This window comes from Panacibacter ginsenosidivorans, assembly GCF_007971225.1.
Lineage (GTDB): Bacteria > Bacteroidota > Bacteroidia > Chitinophagales > Chitinophagaceae > Panacibacter > Panacibacter ginsenosidivorans.
Genome location: NZ_CP042435.1, coordinates 3,230,436 through 3,254,428 on the forward strand (window position 1 = coordinate 3,230,436; position 23,993 = coordinate 3,254,428).

Sequence of the window (23,993 nt, forward strand, 5' to 3'; positions counted from 1 at the left end):
GTTGTGGTACGTGGGACAAGTAAGGCGAGGGGGCTAACGTTTGTATTTGCAATAAACCTACAAAATTTATTAATTACTAATAGCAATTCATTGTTGCCTATTTTTCCACCCGCACAAGTGAGTGACACAACAGCCGATGCCATGAAAAACTTCAGCCGGTTGCATAACATCCCTGAAAATAAAAGACCCGGCTGATAACCGGGTCTTTATAAAACTGATCTTTTAAATATTAATTATTTGGGCAGTTAAGGAAGCCATTGTCCACTTTGCCTTCATCATAATTTTCATTGATAGCTGTAGCAGCTACATTTATTTGATCTGGTGTATAATCAGTGCTGCAACCACCAAATACATCATTGGCAATTGCAAGGAATTCTCCAACGGTCATTCCCTGGAAATCACCACTGGCAATAACCATATCCGCAAGGTGTTGTGTGCCTGCACCAAAGTTTGGATCATAATTGTCAAAGCCAACACTCAAAGCAAGTGTAAGTAATTGCCCGCCGAGAACTGTGTTAGGTCCATCGTCTGTATAGTTTTGGGTAAGTACTGCTGGTGTGCTGCTGGAAGGCAGGTATGTTTGAACGGCACCAGAATTTGTCATTACCATAGTAAATCCACCTGAACAACCTACCGTTACACCGCCAGGAAACGCACCATCAAAGTTTGCGATCATGTATGCAGTTCCTGTTCCGTTACCCTGGTCATTACCATAGCCACCTTGTGTATAAGTGGTAAGCTGGCCGCATGGTGGCGGAGGACAATCCTGTTTGCAATATTCAACATAGGTTGACCATTTCTTTGTACCTGTTTTTGTGCTGCTTTGCAAAATAATAAATTGGGCATCTACCGGTTTGTGCGTAACAGGATCGCGTTTTAAAAGTTTTGCAAAAGCAGAAATATCAAAGCAGCTTTCATAATTAGAAAGTGGAATAGTATAAGTATAAGAACTCAATTCCGGTTTAAACTGGTTACTAAAATCCGGAGGGTATGGTCCCTTTGGCAATTTTGGCCAGGCAACATCATCTGTTGCGGCAGTTACATGCGCAAGTGTACCAATTACAAGAGAAGATTTCTGGATCTTGTAATCAGGATTGGTAACGTCAAAAGTTACAAAAAGATTTACATCGTCATTACTTACGGAAAGAGTACCATATTGCAGACCGTTACAGTCTGAAAGCGTGTAAACAATGGGCTCGCCACAAACACCGGCCACGGAATTATCATTTAATGCACCAGCACTTAAGGCTTGTGATTGCGGTTTGTTTAACTCTGTTTTACTGCAGCTAAAGGCAATTAGGGTAATGGCAAGCAACGCCACACCGATACGGATTGTTTTCATGTAATTGTGTTTTGATTATAAATTAGTTGGTTCTCTACAGGAGATTGCAGTTATGGCTTTGGATAGGATTTTGGGATTGAAATGTAGAGCAAGGTAATAAAAAAATATGTGCGTCAAAATAAAAAAGTAATTAAGTGAAATTATTTTAAAATAAAACGTAGGCAAACTGATTTTAAGTGCATTTCAAAACATTCAAAAATGATAATCATCATTTTTGCAGCAGGCACTTCTGGTACATAATCTTATATTTTTTATGAACAGGACATTTGCTTTTTATGGCAACTTCGTTGTGTCACTCACTTGTACTCGGGGAAGAAGAGGCAGCAAAGTAAAACGGCAAAAGCCAGAGCATTTTATCCCTGCCATGTTGCGCGTCACATGTGCCATGGCGAAGGCAATATAGGGAAAGACTGCTGATGAAATGCTAAATTCATTAAAGATCAAATAACTTTCGCAGAAACTTTTCTTTATACTCTTTGCCTTAATGCTTTGTTGCCTTTTATTTTTTTGTACAGGAGTGCGACGCAACAACCACCGCCATAGAAAACTTCAGCCAGGTACATTCAGAGAATTCTGCGGATAACATTTCTCTTACACATTAATCCATAAATTGTGCTTTAAAATTGTTGCTGATGAAAGGCTTTATGATATGCTTAAGTTTTATGTTATACGGCATTATTTCTTTTGCGCAAACTTCTTTTTACAGTGAAACATCCCAAGCAAAACACTGGGTTGACAGCGTGTACAAATCGCTCTCAAAAGAGCAACGCATTGCACAACTGATGGTGGTGCGCCTCAGCAGCCGCAACCCCGATGGCAGCGCTAAATTCTTTGATGATAAAGTAACGGAGCAAATAAAAAAATACAATATAGGCGCTATTTGTTTGTTTCAGGGAAACCCTGTGGTGCAGGCAACATTTGTAAATAATTTTCAGCGCATGGCTAAAACCCCATTGATGATCTGCATTGATGGTGAAACAGGTGTGGGCATGCGAATGTATGATAGTGTAATGAAATTTCCCGACCAGCTAACTATGGGTGCAGTGAATGATGCAGGCCTTATTTATAATGTGGGTAAAGCAATGGGTGAACAATGCAAGCGTGCAGGTATACAGGTTGATTATGCGCCGGTAGTTGATATTAATAACAATCCTGATAATCCCGTAATTGGTTACCGTTCTTTTGGGGAAGACAAATATAAAGTGGCGTTGTATGGAACAAAGATCATGCAGGGTTTGCAGGATGTGGGTGTAATGGCAACAGCCAAACATTTTCCCGGTCACGGAGATGTAAGTGTTGACTCGCATCTTGATCTGCCCGTGATCAATAAAACAAAAGAGCAATTAGATTCTTTGGAGTTGTATCCGTTTCGTCAATTATTTGAAGCAGGTGTAGGCAGTGTAATGATAGCACACCTGAGTATTCCTGCTATTGATTCAACAGCACATCAGCCTACTTCTTTGTCGAAGAATAATGTAACTGGTTTATTAAGAAATGAACTGGGCTTTAAAGGCATTTCATTTACAGATGCGCTGGAGATGCAGGGCGTGGCAAAATACTATCCTGCAGGCGAAGCGGGCTTTCAATCTATCATTGCAGGTAACGATATGTTGTGCTTGCCGGGAGATGTGCCGGGCACAATTAAAAGAATTCTTACTGCCATAAAAAAAGGTGAGCTTGATAAAAATGATATGGAAGCAAGAATAAAAAAAGTGTTGCTGGTGAAATATCATATGGGTTTAGCCAGTGCACCATGGGTAGATATTGACCACCTTACTGTTGATCTGAATAAAGATGTGCCTGCATTAAGAAAAGCGATCGCAGAAAATGCATTGACTGTTTTAAAATCGACACAGCCTGGTTTGTTGCCTTTGAATAAAACAGCAAGGATTGCTTATGTAGGCGTGGGCACGTACAAACCTAATGTACTCGCAACACTTTTGAAAGATAACTACAATGCAGATCTGTATTACTTCGATTACACAAAAGACAGTGATGCTGCAACATCGTTGGTTAATTCGTTGAAAGCAAAATATGATAAGGTTATTATTGGTGTGCATAATTTATCAAAGTATCCGGCAAAACAATTTGGATTAAGTAATGCAGCCATACAGCTGGTAAAGGATCTGCAGCAGGCTACACCTGCTGCTACCTTATTGTTTGGTAATCCTTATGCTGTGAAGTATCTGTGCACAGCAACAGATCTTGCGATATGTTATGAAGATGATGCGATCTTTCAGCAGGCAGCATTTGACTGGCTAAGTGCAAAGTTTATAGCAAAAGGAACACTGCCTGTAAGTGTTTGTAGTTTTAAGGCAGGCGATGGTAAATTAATTCTTGAAGACAATGCATTACCATTTACTACACCTGCTGCATTAAACATTAATGATGGTCTTTTATACAAAGTTGATTCTATTGCAAACGCAGGTATTTTTAATCGAGCTTATCCGGGTTGTGTAGTGCTTGCAGCAAAAGACGGCAAAGTGTTTTTTGATAAAGCCTATGGCTACATGACATACGATAGTACCGATCCCGTAAAAACAACCACCATTTTTGACCTGGCCTCTGTTACAAAAATTTCTGCAACCAATGTAAGTGTAATGAAGTTGTATGAAGATGGTTTGCTTGATATAAATAAAACATTGGGCGATTACCTGCCATGGGTTGCAAATACTGATAAAGCAAAACTTGTAATCAGCGATATCTTATTGCACCAGGCGGGTTTAAAAGCATTCATTCCTTTTTACGAAGAAACAATAGATACCGTTACCGGCCTTCAAAAACCGGGTTTCTATAAATCCATGCCCGATGACACATTCGATATTCGTGTTGCAGATACATTATATATGCGCCACGATTGGAGAGACACGATGTATGCACGCATATTACAAAGTCCTTTGACCAAAGAAGGCGCATACATTTACAGCGATAATGATTTTATATTCCTGGGAAAAGTTGTTGAACAAATAACAGGTAAAACTTTGGATACTTATGCAAAAGAAACTTTTTATGATCCCATGAACATGCGTACCACGGGCTTTCTTCCTGACCAATCATTCGAATTAAATAATATTGCCCCAACAGAAAGAGAAAGGAAATTTCGATTGCAACAATTGCGTGGTACCGTGCATGATCCCGGCTCAGCAATGTTTGGTGGCGTAGCAGGGCATGCGGGTTTGTTTAGCGATGCATATGATCTTGCTAAATTATACGAGATGTTATTAAATGGCGGCACATTCAATGGCAAGCAATATTTAAAGAAAGGAACGATTGATTTTTTTACGGCTTATCATAGCGAAATCAGTCGCCGCGGTTATGGTTTTGACAAACCTGAAAAGGATAACGCTACACGCGAAGAACCTTATCCCAGCAAACTCGCATCGCCGCAAACGTACGGCCACACAGGTTATACGGGTACATGTGTGTGGGTAGACCCTGCATATAATCTTGTATATATTTTTCTTTCAAACCGTGTGTATCCTGACGGCGGCGTTAATAAACGACTTGGGGAATTAAATATTCGTGGCGCTATACAGGATGTGTTTTATGAAGCAATAGGGCAAAAGAATAATTTATAATTTTTGGTTGCCGGCTGCAAAGCAAATGGCATCGCCGGTTGTGTCACTCACTTCAACGTTCTGAACATTGGTGAGCAAACAACAGAATGTAACCCCATAGTTTTGCTTCGGTACAATATTTATTTGTTGCATAAAGATATAGCGTACCAGTGAGTGACACAACCAAAGCTTCATAGTAGGAATACAGCTAAGTACGCAAAATAAAAAAGAGCATTCATGAGAATACTCTTTTTTATTTTGTAAAATACGATAAGTTAAAAATTAAAGGACAGTTTGGTGAACACTCTGCAACCATTGAAACCCATTTGTACAGAATCCCATGGTCCGCCGGATTCATTATCTCCGTACCACCATTTTGCTTTAGGGTTTACACCAAGATCAGGATGAACATTGAAAATGTTATCTGCGCCAACAAACATGGTTATGTTCTTGCTGATTTTATAAGACGCTGACACATCTGTTGTGATCTTATGATTATAGTTGAACACTTCGGGAACATAACCACTACCATCATCTGCAGGCACCTGCGGATTAATGCCTGAATAATTTGGATTATCGCCTGGAGGCGCTTCACCATCGCCAAATCCCATGAGCACAACCTTTCCAAAAGATGTGAATTGAACTTTAAAACCTAATGGCCCTGTTGCATAATCAATACCTAACGAAACTTTACTGCCCGGTGCAGATGCTTTCAGGAATGCTTCTTCACGATCGCTGTAAAAAGTTTTGCGGTTAAGTTCTGTACCATTTAGTGGGGCAGGCACATTTATCTTATCAATGTTTATGTGTTGAAAATTACCGGCCACTAAAAACCGTAAATTATTCTTTCCCCATTTATGCGTATAATCTACAACCAGATCAACACCATAGTTGGTTGTATTAACTGCATTGGCAAAGAATTGAGCAGTTGCTACATCAGGAGGAAACTGCGATGTGAATTCTTCAGGCAATGTTTCATCGTCTTTGCTAAATAATCCTGATAACACAACCCGGTCTTTCATTTTAACCAGGTAACCATCTACTGTTATAGTGAATTTTGGTGCAGGTCTAACTGTAAAGCCGAGACTTGCGTTTACTGATTTTTCCTGCTTTAATTCGGGTATACCTGCCGCTCTTGCAATATTGCTTGTGTTAGGTGCAATCAGGGATTGTACCAATGCACCGGTGCTGAAAGAAGTAAGCGTATTGCTGAAATGTATTTGAGCTAATGAAGGTGCTCTAAAACCTGTGCTTACAGAACCACGAATATTGAAGTTGTCCGTTATTTTGAAACGTGTAGCAAATTTCCCCGTAAGCACTGACCCGAAATCCGAATAATTTTCAAAACGCACAGCTCCATCTATCAGCCATTGTTTTGTAACATTCAATTCTGCATCTGCATACACGCCAATGTTAGAGCGGTTTGCAGTTACAGCATCCGTGTTGCTAAAGCCAGGAAAGCCTTGTGAACCTGATGCCGGTGTTCTGCTTTCATCTACATTGGGATAATATAGCGCATCGGGGTGGTAACCTTTATATGATTTTTCTTCGCCCGAAAATATCTCGTAATTTTCATACCTGAACTCTGCGCCTAAACCAAGGTTCATTCCCTGCGCTATGGTCTTGAAAGATTTGCTGAAATCAAGATTGGTTGCATTCTGCAGAAAGCTGAAACCTCCATCATCAAAATGTGTTTGAGAAGCATCTCCAATAATAGAAGCATTAAATGTTTTGTCTCCAAAATAGTGGAACTTGTTGTAGCCTGTGCTATTGCTCAGATCCCAGTTCCAGCCACTGACCATTGAACCTTTCATGCCTGCGGCAAAAGAAGCATCTGTAATATGTGTTTGAATATGCGGGTTGTAGTAAATGCTGCCATCCCCTGTAACATGCATGATAGATGGAACCATTATTATACTGCCATCTGCATTAACAGGGTATCGCTCTGGCTTGGCATCCCATGATCTTGTATAAGCAAAAGCATCCGATGATTTATAGTTGTAACCTGCGAAAGAATAAAACGAAGTTTTTCTTGTAGCACTTGTAGGTATTTCCATGTTGTACATTATACCGCCTGTGGTAAGAGACCCATCACCAAAAGCTCTTCTTCCATAGTTTACATCGGGCAAAGCATATTTATCTGTAGCAAAATCTTCTGATACAGGAGCAGCCCTGTATGTTTTGCCTTGTGTACGGTAAGCACCTGAATAATTGATAAACCCGCCATTCTTACCAATACCAACGCCGTGGTTTAATGCAACAGAAAATGTGTTTCCATCGAGTGCGCCTGCGCTGTAGTAATCATTGTTGGCGTTATACTTTCTGGAATTATTTTTTGTATCCCAATAACCGCTCCAACCTGCATCTATTGTAAGATGATTAATGTCTTTTTTCAAAACAATATTTATAACACCTGCAATGGCATCCGAACCATACTGGGCCGAAGCACCATCACGTAATATTTCAATACGGTCAACCTCTTCTTCAGGGAACCCGTTCATATCAACACCCGAGCCTGCACGTCCTCTTGTTCCAAACAAACCAACAAACGCTGTAGGATGTCTTCTCTTTCCATTGATGAGTACGAGTGTATGATCGGCACCTAAACCGCGTAATGTACCAATGTCAATATGGTCGGCACCATCAGCACCACTTTGTTTATTGTAGTTAAAAGAAGGAGCAGATACATTTAATATAGAGGTAAGATCCATTTTTGCTGTAGGCAATCCTGCCTGGTGAATATTTATAACATCAACCGGTACCGGCGATTCTGTTTTTATGCGGCCACCACTGCGCGTACCAACCGTTACTACCTGTCCAATATCTGCGATGGTAGAGGCCATACGGACATTTATGGCAGTTTGACTGCCAACAGTAATTTCCTGGTCTGCATAACCAATAAAGCTAAATACAAGAATATCTGTTGCAGCCGCTTTAATGCTAAATTCCCCCTGTTTGTTTGTTAGAGTTCCGGTTGAAGCGGATTTTACTTTTACGGCCACGCCTTCCAACGGAATACCCGAAGAGGCATCAGTAACTTTACCTGTAACAGTTTGAGCAAACGATGTTTGTATGCATAATAATAGCGTAAACGCCAGCAGCATTTTAATTATTCTCATAAAGTGTAGTTTGGTTCACCCGAATATAATGATAAAAACAGTTTAGTTAGTGTTTCATTTTCCCCAAAATCTACTGAATAAAGTTTTTGAAGAAATAATTGTTTAGCCCTGCTTTTAGTTTTTATTGCATCAGTTGTTGCGTCGCACACTTCAGGTTTCTGAACTTTGTTGAGCAATAAAAATTATTTTAAAATATCGTATTGCAGTTGTACAAGCCCGGTATCATATGTTTTGGAATCGGTAAGTGCAAGTTTTGTCCTGGCGCTAAGATCTTGAAACAATGGTTTACCAGATCCTAATAAAATAGGGTGTACAGCTAACATTAATTCATCAACAAGACCTTCATTCATAAAGCTGCTTACAAGGCTTGCACCGCCAAATAACCAGATATCTTTCCGGGCCTCTTCTTTGATGTTTGCTACCGCTGTCGATAGATCTTTATTTACCAACGTAAAATTATTAGTGGAACTATCTGCCCATGTTTTGGAAAAAACATAATGCTTATATCCTGCATAATATCCTAGACCTGTTTTTAATACAAGCTCATAACTTTTTCTGCCAAAGAAAATGGTATCTATCCTGTTCATAAAATCTTTCATGCCATAATCCTGGTCCATAAAACACCAGTCGTATGCACCATTTGCATCTTCAATAAAACTGTCCATACTTACTGCAACATTCAGGATGATCTTTCTCATTATTTCAAATTTTAGTTATCAATAAAGATATAACTGTACAAGTGTGCGACGCAACAAAAGCTTAATGCTTTTAAATGCGCAGGGCTCATAATAATTTCGAAAAAGGAAATAAAACTATATCCCCACAAAATTAGTGGACTATTAACGCTTGCCGCATTATCTTTGCCCTCTTATGCAATTCGAAGAGATAAAAGAGAAGCTGGAAAGTTATAATGAGCAAGGACTTAAGATTTTTACTACGTCTTCGTTTCAGACACACAGTATGGTGCTGCTGCATATGATCAGCCGCATCGACAAAAACATCCCGGTATATTTTATTCATACCGGTTATCACTTTCCTGAAACACTGCAATACCGCGACCAGATAACGGAGTTGTTTGGCTTAAACCTGCGGAACGTGTTTTCAACAACTGCAAAAATTAACCAGCGTGATGTAAATGGTAAACTGCTTTTTGCAAGCGATCCTGATTACTGTTGTTACTTAAATAAAGTTGCCCCACTTGAACCGATATTAGCCGAACATGATGTTTGGATCAATGGTGTACGTGCAGATCAAAGCGATACCCGTAAAAGTTTTGCAATAGAGCAAAAAGCAAAATTTGGTGTTACACGTTTTCATCCCATGCTTGACTGGAATGGCAAGATGATCTACCAATACATTAATGAATATAACATTCCACGCAATCCGCTGGAAGAAAAAGGATATTTCAGCATTGGCTGTGAACCATGTACCCGTAAATTTGATCTTGATGCGGCAGATGGCCGCGGTGGCCGCTGGTTTGGCCTCAAGAAAACGGAATGTGGATTGAATACCGAACTCGTTACAAAATAATTTTTCATGCGCATTTTAATTACAGGTGGGGCCGGTTACATCGGTACTGAACTCGTATATGCTCTTGCAAATAACAATGCAATCGAAAGCATAACTGTTTATGATAATCTTAGTCGTGGCAACTTTAATTTATTTCTTGGCAAGCCCGTTAACAGCGAGAAAGTAAAGTTTGTACACGGCGAATTATTGGATAGCCGCAATCTTAGAAAGGTTCTAAAAGATATAGATATCGTGTATCATCTTGCAGCAAAAGTTACTACGCCATTTGCCAATCTTGATGGCCATATTTTTGAACAGGTAAATCACTGGGGCACTGCAGAACTAATGTACGCTTTGGAAGAAAATCCTGTGAAACAATTAATATTTGTAAGCAGTACTGCGGTATATGGAAGTACTACAGAGCCTGCAACGGAAGCCACAGAACCAAGACCAGATAGTTTTTATTCTATCTCCAAGCATCGTGCAGAACAACATGTGCAACGTTTGTTCAATAAAACAAATGCCATCATTATAAGGTTAGGTAATGTATATGGCTACAGCAAGTCCATGCGTTTTGACGCAGCCATTAACCGCATCATGTTCGATGCGCATTACACAGGTCGTATCACCATCAATGGTACCGGCAACCAGCATCGATCATTCATACATATTGATAAAGTAACTTTTGTTTTATCACAATTGCTGCATAGAAATATTCCAAGTGGTTTATATAATCTTACCGATAAAACTTTAAGTATACTTGATATAAGTGAGGCATTGCAAAATATTTATCCTGAGCTTGAATCATTCTTTATTAACCAGAATTATGCAGGGCATGATCTACAGGTAGAACGTAATTCAAAGTTACTGGAATACGTACCACTTGCAGATAGCAGTCTGGAGCATGAACTACGCGCATTTAAAGAACAATTCTCATTCAATATTGGTGGTACCGGTGATGTGTATGTGATTTAATTTTTTTGAGCCAGGCTGTAATTTTCCATAGCATCAACTGTTGCGTCGCACCCTTGTACTGCATAAATTTATTGTGCAATAATTGTGTGGACCGTTTTTTAAAAACGGCCCACACTTTTTTATTCCATTCCCGATAAACATTACACAAAACAATTATTATCATCAGCAGCACAGTAGGTTTGTAGTTTATAATTATCTTTAGCTCACAACATTTGTTATGCATATGAACCGTCGCACAGCTTTTAAACAATTGCTTTTTGTTTCTGCAGGCGCAGCGCTGATACCAGCATGTATGCAGGATAAAAATAAAGCATCTGTTATTTTGAAGAATTTTTCTATTACTGCAGGACAGGAACAATTACTTGCAGAACTTGCTGAAACAATCATTCCCAAAACAGATACACCAGGCGCAAAGGATATTTCTGCGCATTTGTTTGCTTTAAAGATGATAGATGATTGCAGCAGCAAAGAAGACCAGGATAAATTTCTAAAAGGGCTTACTGCTTTTGAAAGTTATAGCAACAAACAACTGGGCAAATCTTTTACAGCTGCAACAGCAACTGAACGAGGCAAAGTTCTTACAGAACTTGAAACGCAAAAGGATAAGGACCAAAAAGATGATGCTGCGCAATTTTATGGCACTGTAAAAAAATTAACGGTGCATGCTTACACCTCTTCACAATTTTACCTTACCAAAGTGCAGGTTTACGAATTGGTGCCCGGCAGGTATCATGGTTGTGTACCTGTAAAAGCTGGTGCATAAGGGTTGCTTTATAACAAAGCGTACAAGTGAGTGACACAACGATGCTTAATTAAAATACAAAAGCTGGCTTAAAAAATATTCTAACATTTAATCATGGCAGATAATAACACATTTGATGTAATAGTAATTGGCTCTGGTATCAGCGGCGGTTGGGCTGCAAAGGAGTTTACTGAAAAAGGGTTGAAGACATTGGTGCTCGAACGTGGTAAAGATGTTAAACATCTTAAAGATTATCCCACAACGAATATGATGCCGTGGGAATTTGAACATCGTGGGCAAGTGCCTTATGCTATTCAAAAAGATAATCCTGTAGTGAGCCGCTGCTATGCATTTCGCGAAGATGCCATGCATTTTTTTGTAAAAGATACAGACCATCCTTACGTACAGGATAAACCATTTGACTGGATACGCGGTTACCAGGTTGGTGGCAAATCTTTATTATGGGCAAGGCAAACGCAGCGCTGGAGCAATTACGATTTTGAGGGACCGGCCCGTGATGGTTTTGCAGTAGACTGGCCTATTCGTTACAATGATCTTGCGCCGTGGTATAGTTATGTAGAAAAATTCGCAGGTATTTCAGGTAATAAAGATGGACTTGATGTTTTGCCTGATGGAGAATTTTTACCGCCGCTTGAATTAAGTTGCGTTGAAAATTATTTCAAAGAATTTGTTGCCAAAAAATATACAGATCGACATGTTATTTATGCACGCTGCGCACACTTAACAGTGCCGCAACAAATTCATCTTGATCAGGGAAGAGCGCAATGCCAGAAAAGAAATCTTTGTCAGCGTGGATGTCCGTTTGGCGGCTACTTCAGCAGTAATGCTTCTACTATTCCATGGGCTGAAAAAACCGGCAACCTTACATTAAGATCAAATGCTGTAGTGCATTCTATTATCTATGATGATCAGAAAGGAAAGGCAACAGGCGTGCGTGTAATTGATACAAATACAAAGGCCGCCACTGAATATTTTGCAAGAATTATTTTTGTAAACGCCGCTGCCTTAAATACAAATCTTGTTTTACTAAACTCTACCTCTAAACGTTTCCCCAATGGTTTGGGAAATGACAGCGGCGTACTGGGCAAGTATGTGGCTTTTCATAATTATCGTGCACATATCTCAGGTAAATATGATGGTTTTAAAGATTCTAAAACAGATGGTCGAACCCCTACAAGTGCTTACCTGCCGCGTTTCAGAAATGTAAAAAAACAGGAAACAGATTTTCTGCGTGGTTATGCAGCAGGTTTTTCTGCAGGCCGTTACCCAAATATAAACAGAGATGGTTTTGGAGAAACACTTAAGAACAATCTCGCTTCAAAAGAATTAGGACCATGGCGCGTAGGTTCGCATATGATGGGTGAAACTATTCCAAAAGAAAGCAACACCGTAAGTCTTGATGCCAACAAAAAAGATGCATGGGATATGCCATTACTAAAAGTGAGTATTGATTACGATGAAAATGATGAAAAAATGGTAAAGGACTACCTGGAGCAAATGACAGAAATGTTTACTGCAGCTGGGTTTACAGATATACAAACGAACGATTCCAAACAGGCTCCCGGTCTTGATATTCATGAAATGGGTGGCGCAAGAATGGGCAACGATCCCAAAACTTCTATACTGAATAAGTGGAACCAGTTACATGCATGTAAAAATGTATTCGTAACTGACGGAGCCTGTATGACTTCCACATCAACGCAGAATCCATCGCTTACTTATATGGCTTTAACGGCACGGGCTGCAGATTATGCCATGAGCCAGATGAAAAAAGGCGAATTATAGTTAGTAAAAAGTATTGTAGTAAAAAATCTACAAGCCGGGAGAAAAAAATTGTATGACAGTAAAGTAGTTTACTCTATTTTCCCCGGCCTTTTTACGTAGTTTCTTTGCAGCATAAAACCTGTTTAGTATGCAAACTGCAAACGCCAACATTTTCATTATGCTTGAAAGAAATACTAACTTAAACAAAACTACACAAACCAGCCGAGCCAAATACTTAACCAGGAAACGTAACTTTTTGATATTTACAATGGCATACGGTATTACACTTGCTTTTGTTCTTAAACTGCTCTTTCTTTAATATTTTATTTTATACACTGCTGTTTTTGATTATTCATAATTACCAAAATGCAACACATCATAATTGGGCGCCAGCCATTCTAAAAGTTCTTTAGAAAAAATAGCATGCTGCAGTTTTGCATTATCATACCAAACACATTCATATCTTTCTTTTTTTGCAATTGACTCCTGCTCCGATGGAATATTGGCAATGCCCCTTATCATCATTTGCATATCGCTGATCTTTAGTTTAACAGCATCGCCTGGTTTAAATTGTTTGTTCATGGTACTTTGTTTTTCTGTTGGATAAAGTATTTTATGCATTAACGCCTGCGCTTGTGAAATATGCATTAATGCAGCTTAGAAAATGCTTATAAAAAAGGAGTTTTTTGTTAGCAGGCAAGAGTGTAAATGGCATCAACTGTTGCGTCGCACTCTTGTGCTGAGGAATCGTGAATGGTCAATCGTGAATCGTCAATAAATTTTCAACACTCACGATTCACGATTGACGCATAACGAACCGAACGTATAAGTGAGTGACACAACCAAAGCTAAATAGCAACAATACAGCTAAGTACACAATTATTTTATACCGTATCAGGATGCGGATGTATCCAGGGTTGCCTGTATTCTCTTTGCAAAAGTTTTGTGGCTTCTGCATCACCAATAATTTCTTTCTTTAACGGATCATAACTTAATGGCCGGCCCAGCTTCATAGAGAGATTGGCAATAATGCAACTGGCCGTGGAAATATGACCTTCTTCAATATCGGCAATCGGTTTTATTTTTTTATCTATTGCATCAAGAAAGTTGAGCATGTGCAAACGCGTAGCTGGCGCAGCATTTAATTCAATGTCTGGTTCTTTCAAATCTTCAGGGTACTTCTCTTTTTCGTACACTACATCTTTATGAATTTTGTCTCCTTTGCCTTCAGGAATAAAATCATACTGCATAGTACTGGCGCATAATGTTCCTTTCTCGCCATACAATTTAAAAGCCCAGGGATATTCAGGATCTGCAGGCGTACCCCAGCTTCTGTGCGTCCACACACAATTAAGGCCATCATATTCAAACAATGCCGTTTGTGTATCGGCAATATTACTCTTACCTGTTTTATCAACATAAATGCCGCCGCTTGAACTGACGCGTTTGGGCCAGCCAATGCGCAGCATCCAGCGAACGGTATCAAACATGTGAATACACATATCTCCCATAATGCCATTGCCATATTCCATAAAGGTGCGCCACCACCTTACATGTGGCAATCCATCGTATGGTCGCATTGGTGCAGGACCGGTCCACATTTCATAATCAAAAAAATCAGGCACTGCAGTTACCGGCGGATTTCCATTATCGCGCATATGATAATAACAACACATTTCAACATGCGAAACTTTGCCCAACAAGCCTGCATCTACAATGTTTTTCTTCGCATCTATCAAATGCGGTGTGCTTTTACGTTGAGTACCTACCTGTACTACGCGATTGTATTTTCTTGCAGCAGCAACCATTGCTTCACCTTCGATAACATCAACGCTGATAGGTTTTTGGACATACACGTTTGCACCAGACTTCATGGCTTCAATAGCTGTTAGTGCATGCCAGTGATCGGGCGTTGCAATAAGTACAATATCTAATTTATTTTCAGCTAACAGTTGACGGTAATCATTATAGAGTTTAGGTTGCGTTTTATTTTGTTGTCTTTCTGCAACCATTGTTGCTGCATGTTCTAATTGATGTCTGTCCACATCGCACAATGCCACAACTTCTACAGGCGCTACCTGCATTAACCTGAAGAGATCACTTTTACCATACCAGCCTGTGCCTATCAATGCTACACGTCTTGTTTGTGCTGCAATTGATGCAGGCATTCCATTAGCACGCAATGCAGCAAGGGCAAGCGTTGCAGAAGCGCCACGTATAAATTTGCGACGGTCAGGATAGTTGTTGCGCATGATGTTTATTGTGTTTTATTGCTTCCAAGTTAGCATAAAGATCATTTGCTGCCAACAGTATTCAACTATAAAACAATCAGTAATAACTGGGAAGAATTTTTGTTACTGGCTGTAGTAATGCTATTAAGCTTTGGTTGCGTCGCACTCTTGTACATCCTGTACATATTTCAGCACATACAACATCTATTTGGTGAAAGAAGTTAAGCAGCGAAATTTTATGCATCATACTGGTCAAGCATTTTTATTTGCGTTTTATAATCAGCTGGCAGAAATAATGATTTCAAAAACCAATCAAGTTTTAATTTACGGCTTAATTTATAAGATGCCAGGACAGGGGTAATAAGATTAACATTACTAAATTGAAGAAGCTGTCTTACTTTTTTTGGCACAATAAGCTTTTGCACTTCCAGCAATATTGTATAACGAAAGGCGCCAAGATGTTTTTTATACTGTTTAAAAAGATCAAGTGTATAGTAACTGGAAGCAAGGTCTTCTTCAAGGTGTTGTTTACGCATTAATAGCCAATCATTAAAGTTGTGTGGCAATCCTTTTAAGTTCATGCGTAATCCTATCTTATAAAATACCCGGAAGACATCTTCCTTTTCGGCGGCAGTAAGTTTTCGCTCCAAAGATTCATACGCACGAATGGAATAATCGATCAGCATAAAAAGCACATCGCGGTACGCCCAGTCCGGAATATTGCTGCCACGATTTTTTTCAACACCCGCATGTATAGCGCTGATCCTGTCAATAGCACGAAGCGCATCTTCTTTGTCAGCAAATACAATTTGCCTTGCATAGCTTACTGTAGAAAATAACCTGCCCAAAGGATCGGCAGGCAATTTGCCTGTGAAGTATAACCAATCCACAGCTTTATTCAACGCAAATTCTGCAGCAGATCCTGCAAAAATAAAAAGTATCGTATCCGCTTTACCCCATATCGCTCTTACAATAGAGCCTTTCTCCACAAAAAAAATATGGGTTGTTTTATTATCTGCAACTGCACTGTTCATACTTCATTTATTTAGACACGCTATAACATTGCTAAAGTTACTTAAAACAGTTTGGCTTGCAGAAATTATGGAATAAATGTAAAAGAGAAAGATTGTAAGAAGTAAAATTATTATTCCATGGAGTGGGCTATTGTAATAAAAGCATTCAAAATATAAAAACTTCCACTTAGCATAATAAGCGCTATGGTATAGGGAAACAGGTCAAGGTATTCAAACTGTTTAAATAAATAGTATCTGGAATTCCCGGTATTTGTAAGCTGTCTATCCATCAATTATTTTTCAACTTAAATGTACAACATTATAATTTTTAAAAGAAACCATTCTTCATATCGTCTAAAGAAAAATCAATTATATGCTGATTAATAACAAGCCGCTAAAGTGATTGCGACGCAACAACAGCTGCCATGAAAACAGAAAGCTTGTATCAAAAAATCTCATCGATATTCCATAATCTCAATCTTCCTGAAATCCATCGGATGACTGTTTGATTGCAAAGAGATATAGCCATCTTTTACAAGATCATTACCATTTAAAATAAATTTTTTTGCAAGTGCATTTGCTGAATCGTAGTTTGGGTTCTCGAATTCGAGCACTTCTTCGCCATTGATGTAGTGTTTTATTTTTCCATCCTGCACATCGATCTCTGCAGTAACCCATTGATCACCGTGCAAAGTTTTTTTAACGGTGGGCGGCGTGCAATAGCTTGCATTTCTTTTTCCATTGATTTCAACATAAATGCCGTTGGCACATATTTCACCGGAAGGTCTTTCATCTTTACCATTGCCGCCAAGCAAATTATATTCAAGACAAACAGGAAAGGGCTGGTTAATGTCTAAAGAAGCAGGGTCCTGGCAATGATATTGAATACCTCCATCCCTATACCCCCATGAAGGTGCACCCGGCGTAGTATTACCGACAAACCTGTATTCAACTTTTAAACGGTAATTGGTAAATTTTTTATTGTAGTATAAAGCCCCAAACCTGTTATTAAAACTATCATAAGCATCATACCTTATACTTAGTATTCCATCTTTTACACGAAAGGTGTTACCGAAATTTTCACCCAGTTTATGGCCCACTATTTTTGGCAACCAATTGTTAAGATCTTTCCCGTTAAAAAGCGTAACCCATTTGCTGGTGCTCTCTTGTTCAACCACAACCTGCCCGGATTGAAATGCACCAAACAACATTGGTAAAACAATTAAAAGCAATCGTGTATGTTTCATACAAAATAATTTAGCAGGAAGGTAGTGAAAAAGCTTACACAGTTTTAGAGCGGAGCGTTTTGGTACATAAAAGCCGTTTGATGTAAAGTGATTTTTGGCACAGACTATTGAGTTGTAATTAAACTTCGTTGCCACGCCCGGTTCAAATTCCTGTTTTTAAGGCATCTTTTTCAGCAGTAAAAAAAGTATTATAATAATAGCTATATAAAACTGTAATGCTTTTTTACCGTTGAATGTGTTATCCTTAAAGGCTTGCCTACACTCACTTCAGAACCTTTTGCGAGAAACACAGAATGTGGTTGCCGGTCTGTAATAAATGGAATGAATGCTTTGCCGTATAATTTTTCAATATTACAGGATAGTATAAATTCTTTAACAGGGTATACCTGCCAGCGGGGATGTGCTACTGTATATTCAATTGTTGTATTTCTATTCAATTTATTGTAACCGGAATAATGTTCAAAAATGAATTCCTCTTCAGATCCCGGCTCTATATCATATAATCTATCTGCTGCTTTTACTTGCATAGTATTCCATTCCTCATTTTTTCTTTTCCATTTGTATTCTACATGCAACTGATCATCTTTCACATCAATGCTGTGTTTCATTTTAGCAGTGCTGTAATGTTCATTGTACAAACGGTTGGCCAAACCTGCAACAATAGCAGAAGGTACGATCTCCGAAACAAAGCCAACACCTCTTTTCCATTGGTTGCCATTAAAATGTTTTATATAATAGCGCAGGTTTACTTCTTCAAAGTTTACAAAGCCCGGCCATTTAACGCCCATAACGCTTGTGTTATTGAATAGAAATCCAACAACACTCACCAGTGCAATGCCATTAAAATAATCTACTTCAGTATAGGGAGGTAAATGTTCTTCCAGTACTGCAGCGTCAACTTCATAATTAAACATTGCCAGATATTCCCATTTGGCCGATAAAAAAATTCCCCGGTTCATGTTACATTATTTTTTCTGTTCTTGTATCTGGCTTTGCATATGCGTAACGCCCAATTAGTTTTGTTGTGTAATAGCTATCAGCGCCGTTACTGCAAAGAGATAATGATTTATCCAGGTCAAGAAAGCCGTCAGCCCTTAAAATATCCTGTTCCAGTTTTATACACGCTATGCGCCCGATTACCAGGAAAGTATTATTTATTTTAATGGGTATTATCTCCTCTAATTTTAGCGCATACTTTACTATACTTTCTTTTACAAAAGGCGCTACTATATTTTCCATAAATTCTGTAGTTAATCCTACAGCATCAAACTCACTTATTGATGCATCATATTTTGCACTTGCCTGATGTGCTTTTTCAAGAAATGCAGGATGAACATGATTGATCGTGTAAACACCTGTTGACTTAATGTTGGCAATAGTATGTGGTGCGGCTTTAAGCGGTCGGTTAATAAAGCCTACCAGCGAAGGATCAGAACCAATATGTACAATACTACTAAACGGCGCAAGGTTAGTTTGCCCGTTTTTATTAATGGTACCAATAAGGCTTATTGATTTAAAACCGGTAAGACTGTTGATTAAATTGGCCCGGTAAAAACGTTCCCATGATTGTATCTCCGATGTGTTGTAAAACATGCTCATACTTTAGTATAAACAGACTGCTCAAAGAATTGTTTATTATTTAGGAGTCTTCTTTACTTCGGGAAAATAAACATTTACTTCAGGATGCATTGTGTACAGCCTGTAGCGCTTGCCATCGTTTACCAAAATACCGCTTGATTTGTTGTTGCCCACAACAGGATTGCCAGCATATTTTTTCCAATGCAGCAGATCATCTGAAACAGCTACATTGGTACTCCATTCATGCCAGTCTTTAAATGCAGAAGCATGATAGTAGCCATAATAACGACCCTTGTATTTTACAACCTGGTTCATTGCCACTGCATATTGATCATAAGATTCAGGCCCCATTTTTAATACTGGCTCGTCTTGTACATTGGTCCATATCTTCAGATCTTTTGAAGTAGCGAGCCAGATGCCAAGATCTTCTCTTTCATAAAACAAATACCACAGATCTTTTTCTTTCATCACAAATGGAGTTCCGAAGGAACCTTTTGAAATGCTATTGCCATCAGCTCTGCGTATATCAAGATTGCCTTGTTCTGTCCAGTGAATACGGTCTGTTGAAGTAAGCATATGGGCTGTATCTCCTTTGCCTTCTGCAAACATGTAATAAACGCCTTCAGATTTAACTACACATATATCTTCTACCCATCCGAGATTATAAATGGGGTTCTCTTTATAGCGTGTCCAGTTATAACCATCAGGCGATGTAGCATAGCCCAACCATTTCACGCTGTCAATATTTGTATAACCTGTATACCACAAATGATATATCCCATCTTCGCGGAGTATATAACCTCTTTCCCTTATTTCTTTATCCCATGTGCTGGCACCTGTTGCAGAAAAAACAGGATTATTTTTGTAAGGAATAAATTGAACCAGCTCCTGAGGAAAACCATCGCTTGTCAGCATTGTTTTTTTTGAAGACTGGCATTGCAAAACAAAAATGGCTGATAGCAATAAAGGGGTATATTTTTTCATGTATAGAATTCTTATCATTGAATATAAACTTTTTTTATGATGAGGTTTTATTACAGGGCTAATTCATTTATGCTGCATATTGATGATAACGCTGAAGTGAGTGACACAACAGGCGATGACACAGGTTGCAAAAGCTTATCCAAAAAATAAAAAGAGACACTATTGCTCCGTATTATTGCAGGATATATGTACCCGGTCAAAACCAGTAAAGTAAATAACAAAAAGTTTTTGTATGGTAACATAAGAGATCAATTATTTATGGCTGCCTGTTTGCTGTTTATTATCTTTATTGCTATCGTTTCAAATTAAAATAATCCAATGAAAATAGCTACCTACAATGTAAACAGTATTAATGCAAGATTGCCTGTACTGCTACGCTGGCTTAAAGAAGCAACACCCGATATTGTTTGTCTGCAGGAATTAAAAGCTATACAGGAAAATTTTCCTGAGCAGGCAATAAAAGACGCTGGCTACCATGCTATCTGGCACGGACAAAAAAGCTGGAACGGTGTGGCAATTTTGTCACGCAACAATGAGCCACAGAAAGTCCGCCGTGCCCTGCCTGGTGATGATGATGATACGCATAGCCGTTATATAGAAGCACATGTAAATGGCCTCCTGATAGCTTGCCTGTACCTGCCCAATGGCAACCCTGCGCCGGGCCCAAAGTTTGATTATAAAATGAACTGGTTTCAACGACTTACCACACATGCAGCACAACTGCTGAAGTCAGGTGAGCCTGTATTGATAACCGGCGACTTCAATGTAATGCCTACCGAAAAAGATGTGTACAAACCCGAGCGTTGGGTAGATGATGCATTGTTCAGGCCTGAGGTACGAGCTGCTTTTAAAACATTGGTAGACCAGGGTTGGACCGATGCGATACGCAAACTATATCCCGATGAAACTATTTATACTTTTTGGGATTATTTCCGCAATGCTTATGAACGCAATGCCGGTTTACGTATCGATCATTTTTTGTTGAGCCCGCAAATCAGCAACCGCCTTATTGCAGCGGGTGTTGACCGGCAGGTGCGTGGTTGGGAAAAAACTAGCGATCATGCTCCTGTATGGATTGAGCTGAAAGATTAGTATGTGTTGTATTTGCTCAATTATTCCAAGGCTAAAAAAGCATTCGTTATAGCTTTTTTGTTCCCTGCATTTGTGCTGCTATTAAACTTATGTTGCGTCGCACTCTTGTACTGTTGAATGCTTTATGCAGCTAATAAAAACTTCTGCTTAAATTAATCGGCAAATAGCTGCCCAACTCAAGTGCTTTAGTGCTGAAAAGATAACGCCGGCTATAATTGTGTGTAAAAATCTTGCCTTATTTTCACCTGACAATAATTAAGCTGTTATGAGTATTATACAACTAAACCAGGTTAAAAAACAGTACAACGGAACTTATGTTTTAAAAGGAATAGACCTTAGCTTTTCCGCAGGCGAGATCGTTGGTTATATTGGCCCCAATGGTGCAGGCAAAAGTACCACTATTAAAATATTAACAGGTATCATCAATGAGTTTGAAGGTAATGCCACTGTACTGGAGATGGATGTAAGACAAAATCCTGTTGAAATAAAACAACGCATTGGCTATATACCCGAACAGGCTGCTTTGTATGAAGTATTATCACCCATAGAATATTTAAATTTTATTGGCAAGTTGTATCAATTGGATGAAAATCTGATCTATAAAAAAAGCATGGATCTGCTGAAGTTATTTGAGCTGGATGATAAGGCAAACATACGCATGAATAGCTTTAGTAAGGGCATGAAACAAAAAGTATTACTGATCTCAGGACTTATTCATAATCCAGAAATTATTTTCCTTGATGAACCATTGAGTGGTCTTGATGCCAATGCAGTAATACTGGTAAAGGAGATCCTGGCACAGCTAAAAAATACAGGCAAAACCATTTTCTATTCTTCACATATTATGGATGTGGTAGAAAAAATTTCAGACAGGATCATCATCATTAATAAAGGTGAAGTAATTGCTGATGGCACATTTGAATCATTAAAATCTGAAGCGCATAAAGGTTCTCTTGAAAATATTTTTACGGCACTCACAGGTGATACCGGCTATGAAAGTACTGCACATGATTTTGTAGATATACTAAAGAATTAAAAGGGTTCTAAAAAACCATTTTACCAAACCTATTTCTAACTACACTTTTTCCTGATGGATAAAATACTTTTAAGGCTGGTGGGTTTGTTCAAAGGCTTCTTCAATAGTCAGGGGATTGATTATGCACGTATGATAACCATAGTAGAAGCCAAGCTCACTATGGATAAACGTCGTGTGTATATGAACTGGCGGCAAAGACAGCAACAAAAAGAAAACACCAATCATTTAAACAGTGTGCTGTTTTTTTATACTGTGATGGGCTTGTTTATAGCCACATTTTTATTTGCTGTGCCTTCTTTACTATTGGGCATGATACTGGTACATACTTATGTACTGTTTATGATGTCTATGACACTGATCACTGATTTCTCTACTGTATTACTGGATACCACAGATAACCAGGTGATATTACCAAGGCCGGTTAGCAGCAGAACCTTATTTATGGCGAGGCTGGTGCATATTTTAATTTATCTTCTTCAATTTACTATTGCCATTGCAATATTTCCATTGGCGGTAACATTTTATAAATATGGATTTGCAGCAGGCATAGTTATGATCATTACGGTAATTCTCACTGTGTTAATGGCAGTTTTTAGTACATACATTTTATATCTCTTAATTATAAGATTCAGCAATGAAAGCAGGGTAAGAGATATCGTTACATACTCCCAGATTTTTATGGCAGTAATATTTATGGTATCATTCCAGGTATTGCCAAGAATGATTAATCTGTCGCAGCTTAGTATGCAGTTCGAATTGCATTGGTATGCCTATCTATTACCCCCTGTATGGATGGCATTAACAATTGAAGCAATAGTCACACTCAATTTTGATGTATTGCATATTAGTATGATTGTACTGGCATTTATAGTACCAATACTTACTTTTTGGGTCATGAATAAATATCTGGCCCCTTCTTTTGCCCAAAAGCTGGCAGCTATGAATAATGGGGACAGCATTAAGAAAGACAACAGCACCACTATTATTCAAAAAGAAAAAAAACCTGTGTCCTCAATAGTTTCACACATAATATGTAAAGCCCCGGCAGAGAAAAGTAGTTTTGAAATCACCTGGAAAATTACCGGCAGGGATAAAAGTTTTAAACTGCAGTTCTACCCAGGCCTGGCTTATATAGCTGTATTCATTTTTATTTTTGTTTTTAACAGCGGTAATAATATTGCTGCTGTATGGAACAACCTGCCTGCATCCAGTAGTTTTCTCTGGTTCTTTTATATTCCTATGATGACGGTAAGCAGCAGTTTAATGATCGCTTCATTCAATGAAAATTATCTTGCCGCCTGGGTATATCACAGTATGCCGGTGGGTAAACCCGGCATGCTTGTTTCAGGCATGGCAAAGTCATTGTTCATTAAATTCTTTGTACCGGTATTTACATGTATTACCATATTCTGTTTATATGTATGGGGGTTGCCTGTTATTGATGATGCATTGTTTGCGTTTTGTAATAATCTTTTTTGCTTTTTAATTTTTGCCAATTTATCAGATCATTATTTACCCTTTTCGCGTCAGCCAAATACACAACAGCAAACAGGCAAATTTTTAAAAGCGCTTTTGCAACTGATCATTGTATCTGTTACAGTGGGTTTGCATTATCTTTTGATTTTTCTAAAACTTCCGTGGTTATTATGGGTATTAATTCCATTGTTGATGGCAGCCTGTTTTCTTTTGATCAAGCGTTTGCAAAATTTAAGCTGGGCTCAAATATCAATTTAGGTTATATGTTAGAATGATACAGTTTTTTTTAATGCACAGTAAAGGAAGG

18 protein-coding genes are annotated in these 23,993 nt (G+C 38.7%); 8 read left to right on the forward strand and 10 right to left on the reverse strand.

Annotated features, from left to right (window positions below):
* Nucleotides 1-229: 229 nt before the first annotated feature.
* Entirely contained in the window at nucleotides 230-1,342 is a 1,113-nt protein-coding gene (locus tag FRZ67_RS13590) for a hypothetical protein (protein WP_147190130.1), read from the reverse strand.
* A 632-nt stretch (nucleotides 1,343-1,974) separates the two neighbouring features.
* On the opposite strand from FRZ67_RS13590, the gene FRZ67_RS13595 reads away from it, so the two are divergent.
* Nucleotides 1,975-4,920 carry a serine hydrolase domain-containing protein gene (locus FRZ67_RS13595; RefSeq protein ID WP_147190132.1) on the forward strand — a complete coding sequence of 982 codons (2,946 nt, stop codon included), beginning with the start codon at nucleotides 1,975-1,977 and terminating at the stop codon, nucleotides 4,918-4,920.
* A gap of 254 nt (nucleotides 4,921-5,174) precedes the next feature.
* Here the strand turns inward: FRZ67_RS13595 and FRZ67_RS13600 are convergent, their stop codons facing one another.
* Nucleotides 5,175-8,018 carry a TonB-dependent receptor gene (locus FRZ67_RS13600; protein WP_147190133.1) on the reverse strand — a complete coding sequence of 948 codons (2,844 nt, stop codon included), beginning with the start codon at nucleotides 8,016-8,018 and terminating at the stop codon, nucleotides 5,175-5,177.
* 182 nt (nucleotides 8,019-8,200) lie between these two features.
* Nucleotides 8,201-8,716 (reverse strand): dihydrofolate reductase family protein, encoded by a 516-nt coding sequence (locus FRZ67_RS13605; protein ID WP_147190135.1) that lies wholly within the window; start codon nucleotides 8,714-8,716, stop codon nucleotides 8,201-8,203.
* A gap of 172 nt (nucleotides 8,717-8,888) precedes the next feature.
* On the opposite strand from FRZ67_RS13605, the gene FRZ67_RS13610 reads away from it, so the two are divergent.
* The 4 genes from FRZ67_RS13610 to FRZ67_RS13625 all read left to right on the forward strand — a co-directional run bounded on the left by FRZ67_RS13610 (nucleotide 8,889) and on the right by FRZ67_RS13625 (nucleotide 13,050).
* Complete coding sequence (locus tag FRZ67_RS13610; RefSeq protein WP_147190137.1) at nucleotides 8,889-9,548, forward strand: phosphoadenylyl-sulfate reductase; 660 nt, start codon at nucleotides 8,889-8,891, stop codon at nucleotides 9,546-9,548.
* A gap of 6 nt (nucleotides 9,549-9,554) precedes the next feature.
* Entirely contained in the window at nucleotides 9,555-10,502 is a 948-nt protein-coding gene (locus tag FRZ67_RS13615; RefSeq protein ID WP_147190139.1) for an NAD-dependent epimerase/dehydratase family protein, read from the forward strand.
* Between the two features lie 223 nt (nucleotides 10,503-10,725).
* Nucleotides 10,726-11,265, forward strand: a complete 540-nt coding sequence (locus tag FRZ67_RS13620) for a gluconate 2-dehydrogenase subunit 3 family protein (protein WP_158638369.1) — start codon at nucleotides 10,726-10,728, stop codon at nucleotides 11,263-11,265.
* A 93-nt stretch (nucleotides 11,266-11,358) separates the two neighbouring features.
* On the forward strand, nucleotides 11,359-13,050 hold the full coding sequence (locus FRZ67_RS13625; RefSeq protein WP_147190143.1) for a GMC oxidoreductase: 1,692 nt from the start codon (nucleotides 11,359-11,361) through the stop codon (nucleotides 13,048-13,050).
* 327 nt (nucleotides 13,051-13,377) lie between these two features.
* Here FRZ67_RS13625 and FRZ67_RS13630 read toward each other — a convergent pair whose 3' ends face one another.
* From FRZ67_RS13630 to FRZ67_RS13660, 7 genes are all read right to left on the reverse strand, one after another.
* Complete coding sequence (locus FRZ67_RS13630) at nucleotides 13,378-13,611, reverse strand: YodC family protein (RefSeq protein WP_147190144.1); 234 nt, start codon at nucleotides 13,609-13,611, stop codon at nucleotides 13,378-13,380.
* A 302-nt stretch (nucleotides 13,612-13,913) separates the two neighbouring features.
* On the reverse strand, nucleotides 13,914-15,281 hold the full coding sequence (locus tag FRZ67_RS13635) for a Gfo/Idh/MocA family protein (RefSeq protein ID WP_147190146.1): 1,368 nt from the start codon (nucleotides 15,279-15,281) through the stop codon (nucleotides 13,914-13,916).
* Nucleotides 15,282-15,496: 215 nt separating this feature from the next.
* Nucleotides 15,497-16,294, reverse strand: coding sequence for an oxygenase MpaB family protein (locus tag FRZ67_RS13640; RefSeq protein WP_147190148.1), 798 nt, complete (start codon nucleotides 16,292-16,294; stop codon nucleotides 15,497-15,499).
* Nucleotides 16,295-16,728: 434 nt separating this feature from the next.
* Entirely contained in the window at nucleotides 16,729-17,520 is a 792-nt protein-coding gene (locus FRZ67_RS13645) for a 3-keto-disaccharide hydrolase (protein WP_147190150.1), read from the reverse strand.
* A gap of 200 nt (nucleotides 17,521-17,720) precedes the next feature.
* Nucleotides 17,721-18,479: a YqjF family protein gene (locus FRZ67_RS13650; RefSeq protein WP_147190152.1), complete on the reverse strand. Its 759-nt coding sequence runs from the start codon at nucleotides 18,477-18,479 to the stop codon at nucleotides 17,721-17,723.
* A gap of 1 nt (nucleotide 18,480) precedes the next feature.
* Nucleotides 18,481-19,113, reverse strand: a complete 633-nt coding sequence (locus tag FRZ67_RS13655; protein WP_147190154.1) for a flavin reductase family protein — start codon at nucleotides 19,111-19,113, stop codon at nucleotides 18,481-18,483.
* A gap of 42 nt (nucleotides 19,114-19,155) precedes the next feature.
* Entirely contained in the window at nucleotides 19,156-20,082 is a 927-nt protein-coding gene (locus FRZ67_RS13660) for a glycoside hydrolase family protein (protein WP_147190156.1), read from the reverse strand.
* Nucleotides 20,083-20,400: 318 nt separating this feature from the next.
* Here FRZ67_RS13660 and xth point away from each other — a divergent pair, with 318 nt between their 5' ends.
* The 3 genes from xth (at nucleotide 20,401) to FRZ67_RS13675 (ending at nucleotide 23,944) form a co-directional block, all read left to right on the forward strand.
* Nucleotides 20,401-21,174 carry an exodeoxyribonuclease III gene (xth, locus tag FRZ67_RS13665; protein ID WP_147190158.1) on the forward strand — a complete coding sequence of 258 codons (774 nt, stop codon included), beginning with the start codon at nucleotides 20,401-20,403 and terminating at the stop codon, nucleotides 21,172-21,174.
* A gap of 265 nt (nucleotides 21,175-21,439) precedes the next feature.
* The gene (locus FRZ67_RS13670; RefSeq protein WP_147190160.1) at nucleotides 21,440-22,210 is read left to right on the forward strand and encodes an ABC transporter ATP-binding protein; all 771 of its coding nucleotides are present in this window, start codon (nucleotides 21,440-21,442) and stop codon (nucleotides 22,208-22,210) included.
* A gap of 54 nt (nucleotides 22,211-22,264) precedes the next feature.
* Nucleotides 22,265-23,944, forward strand: a complete 1,680-nt coding sequence (locus FRZ67_RS13675) for a hypothetical protein (protein ID WP_147190162.1) — start codon at nucleotides 22,265-22,267, stop codon at nucleotides 23,942-23,944.
* Nucleotides 23,945-23,993 lie beyond the last annotated feature (49 nt).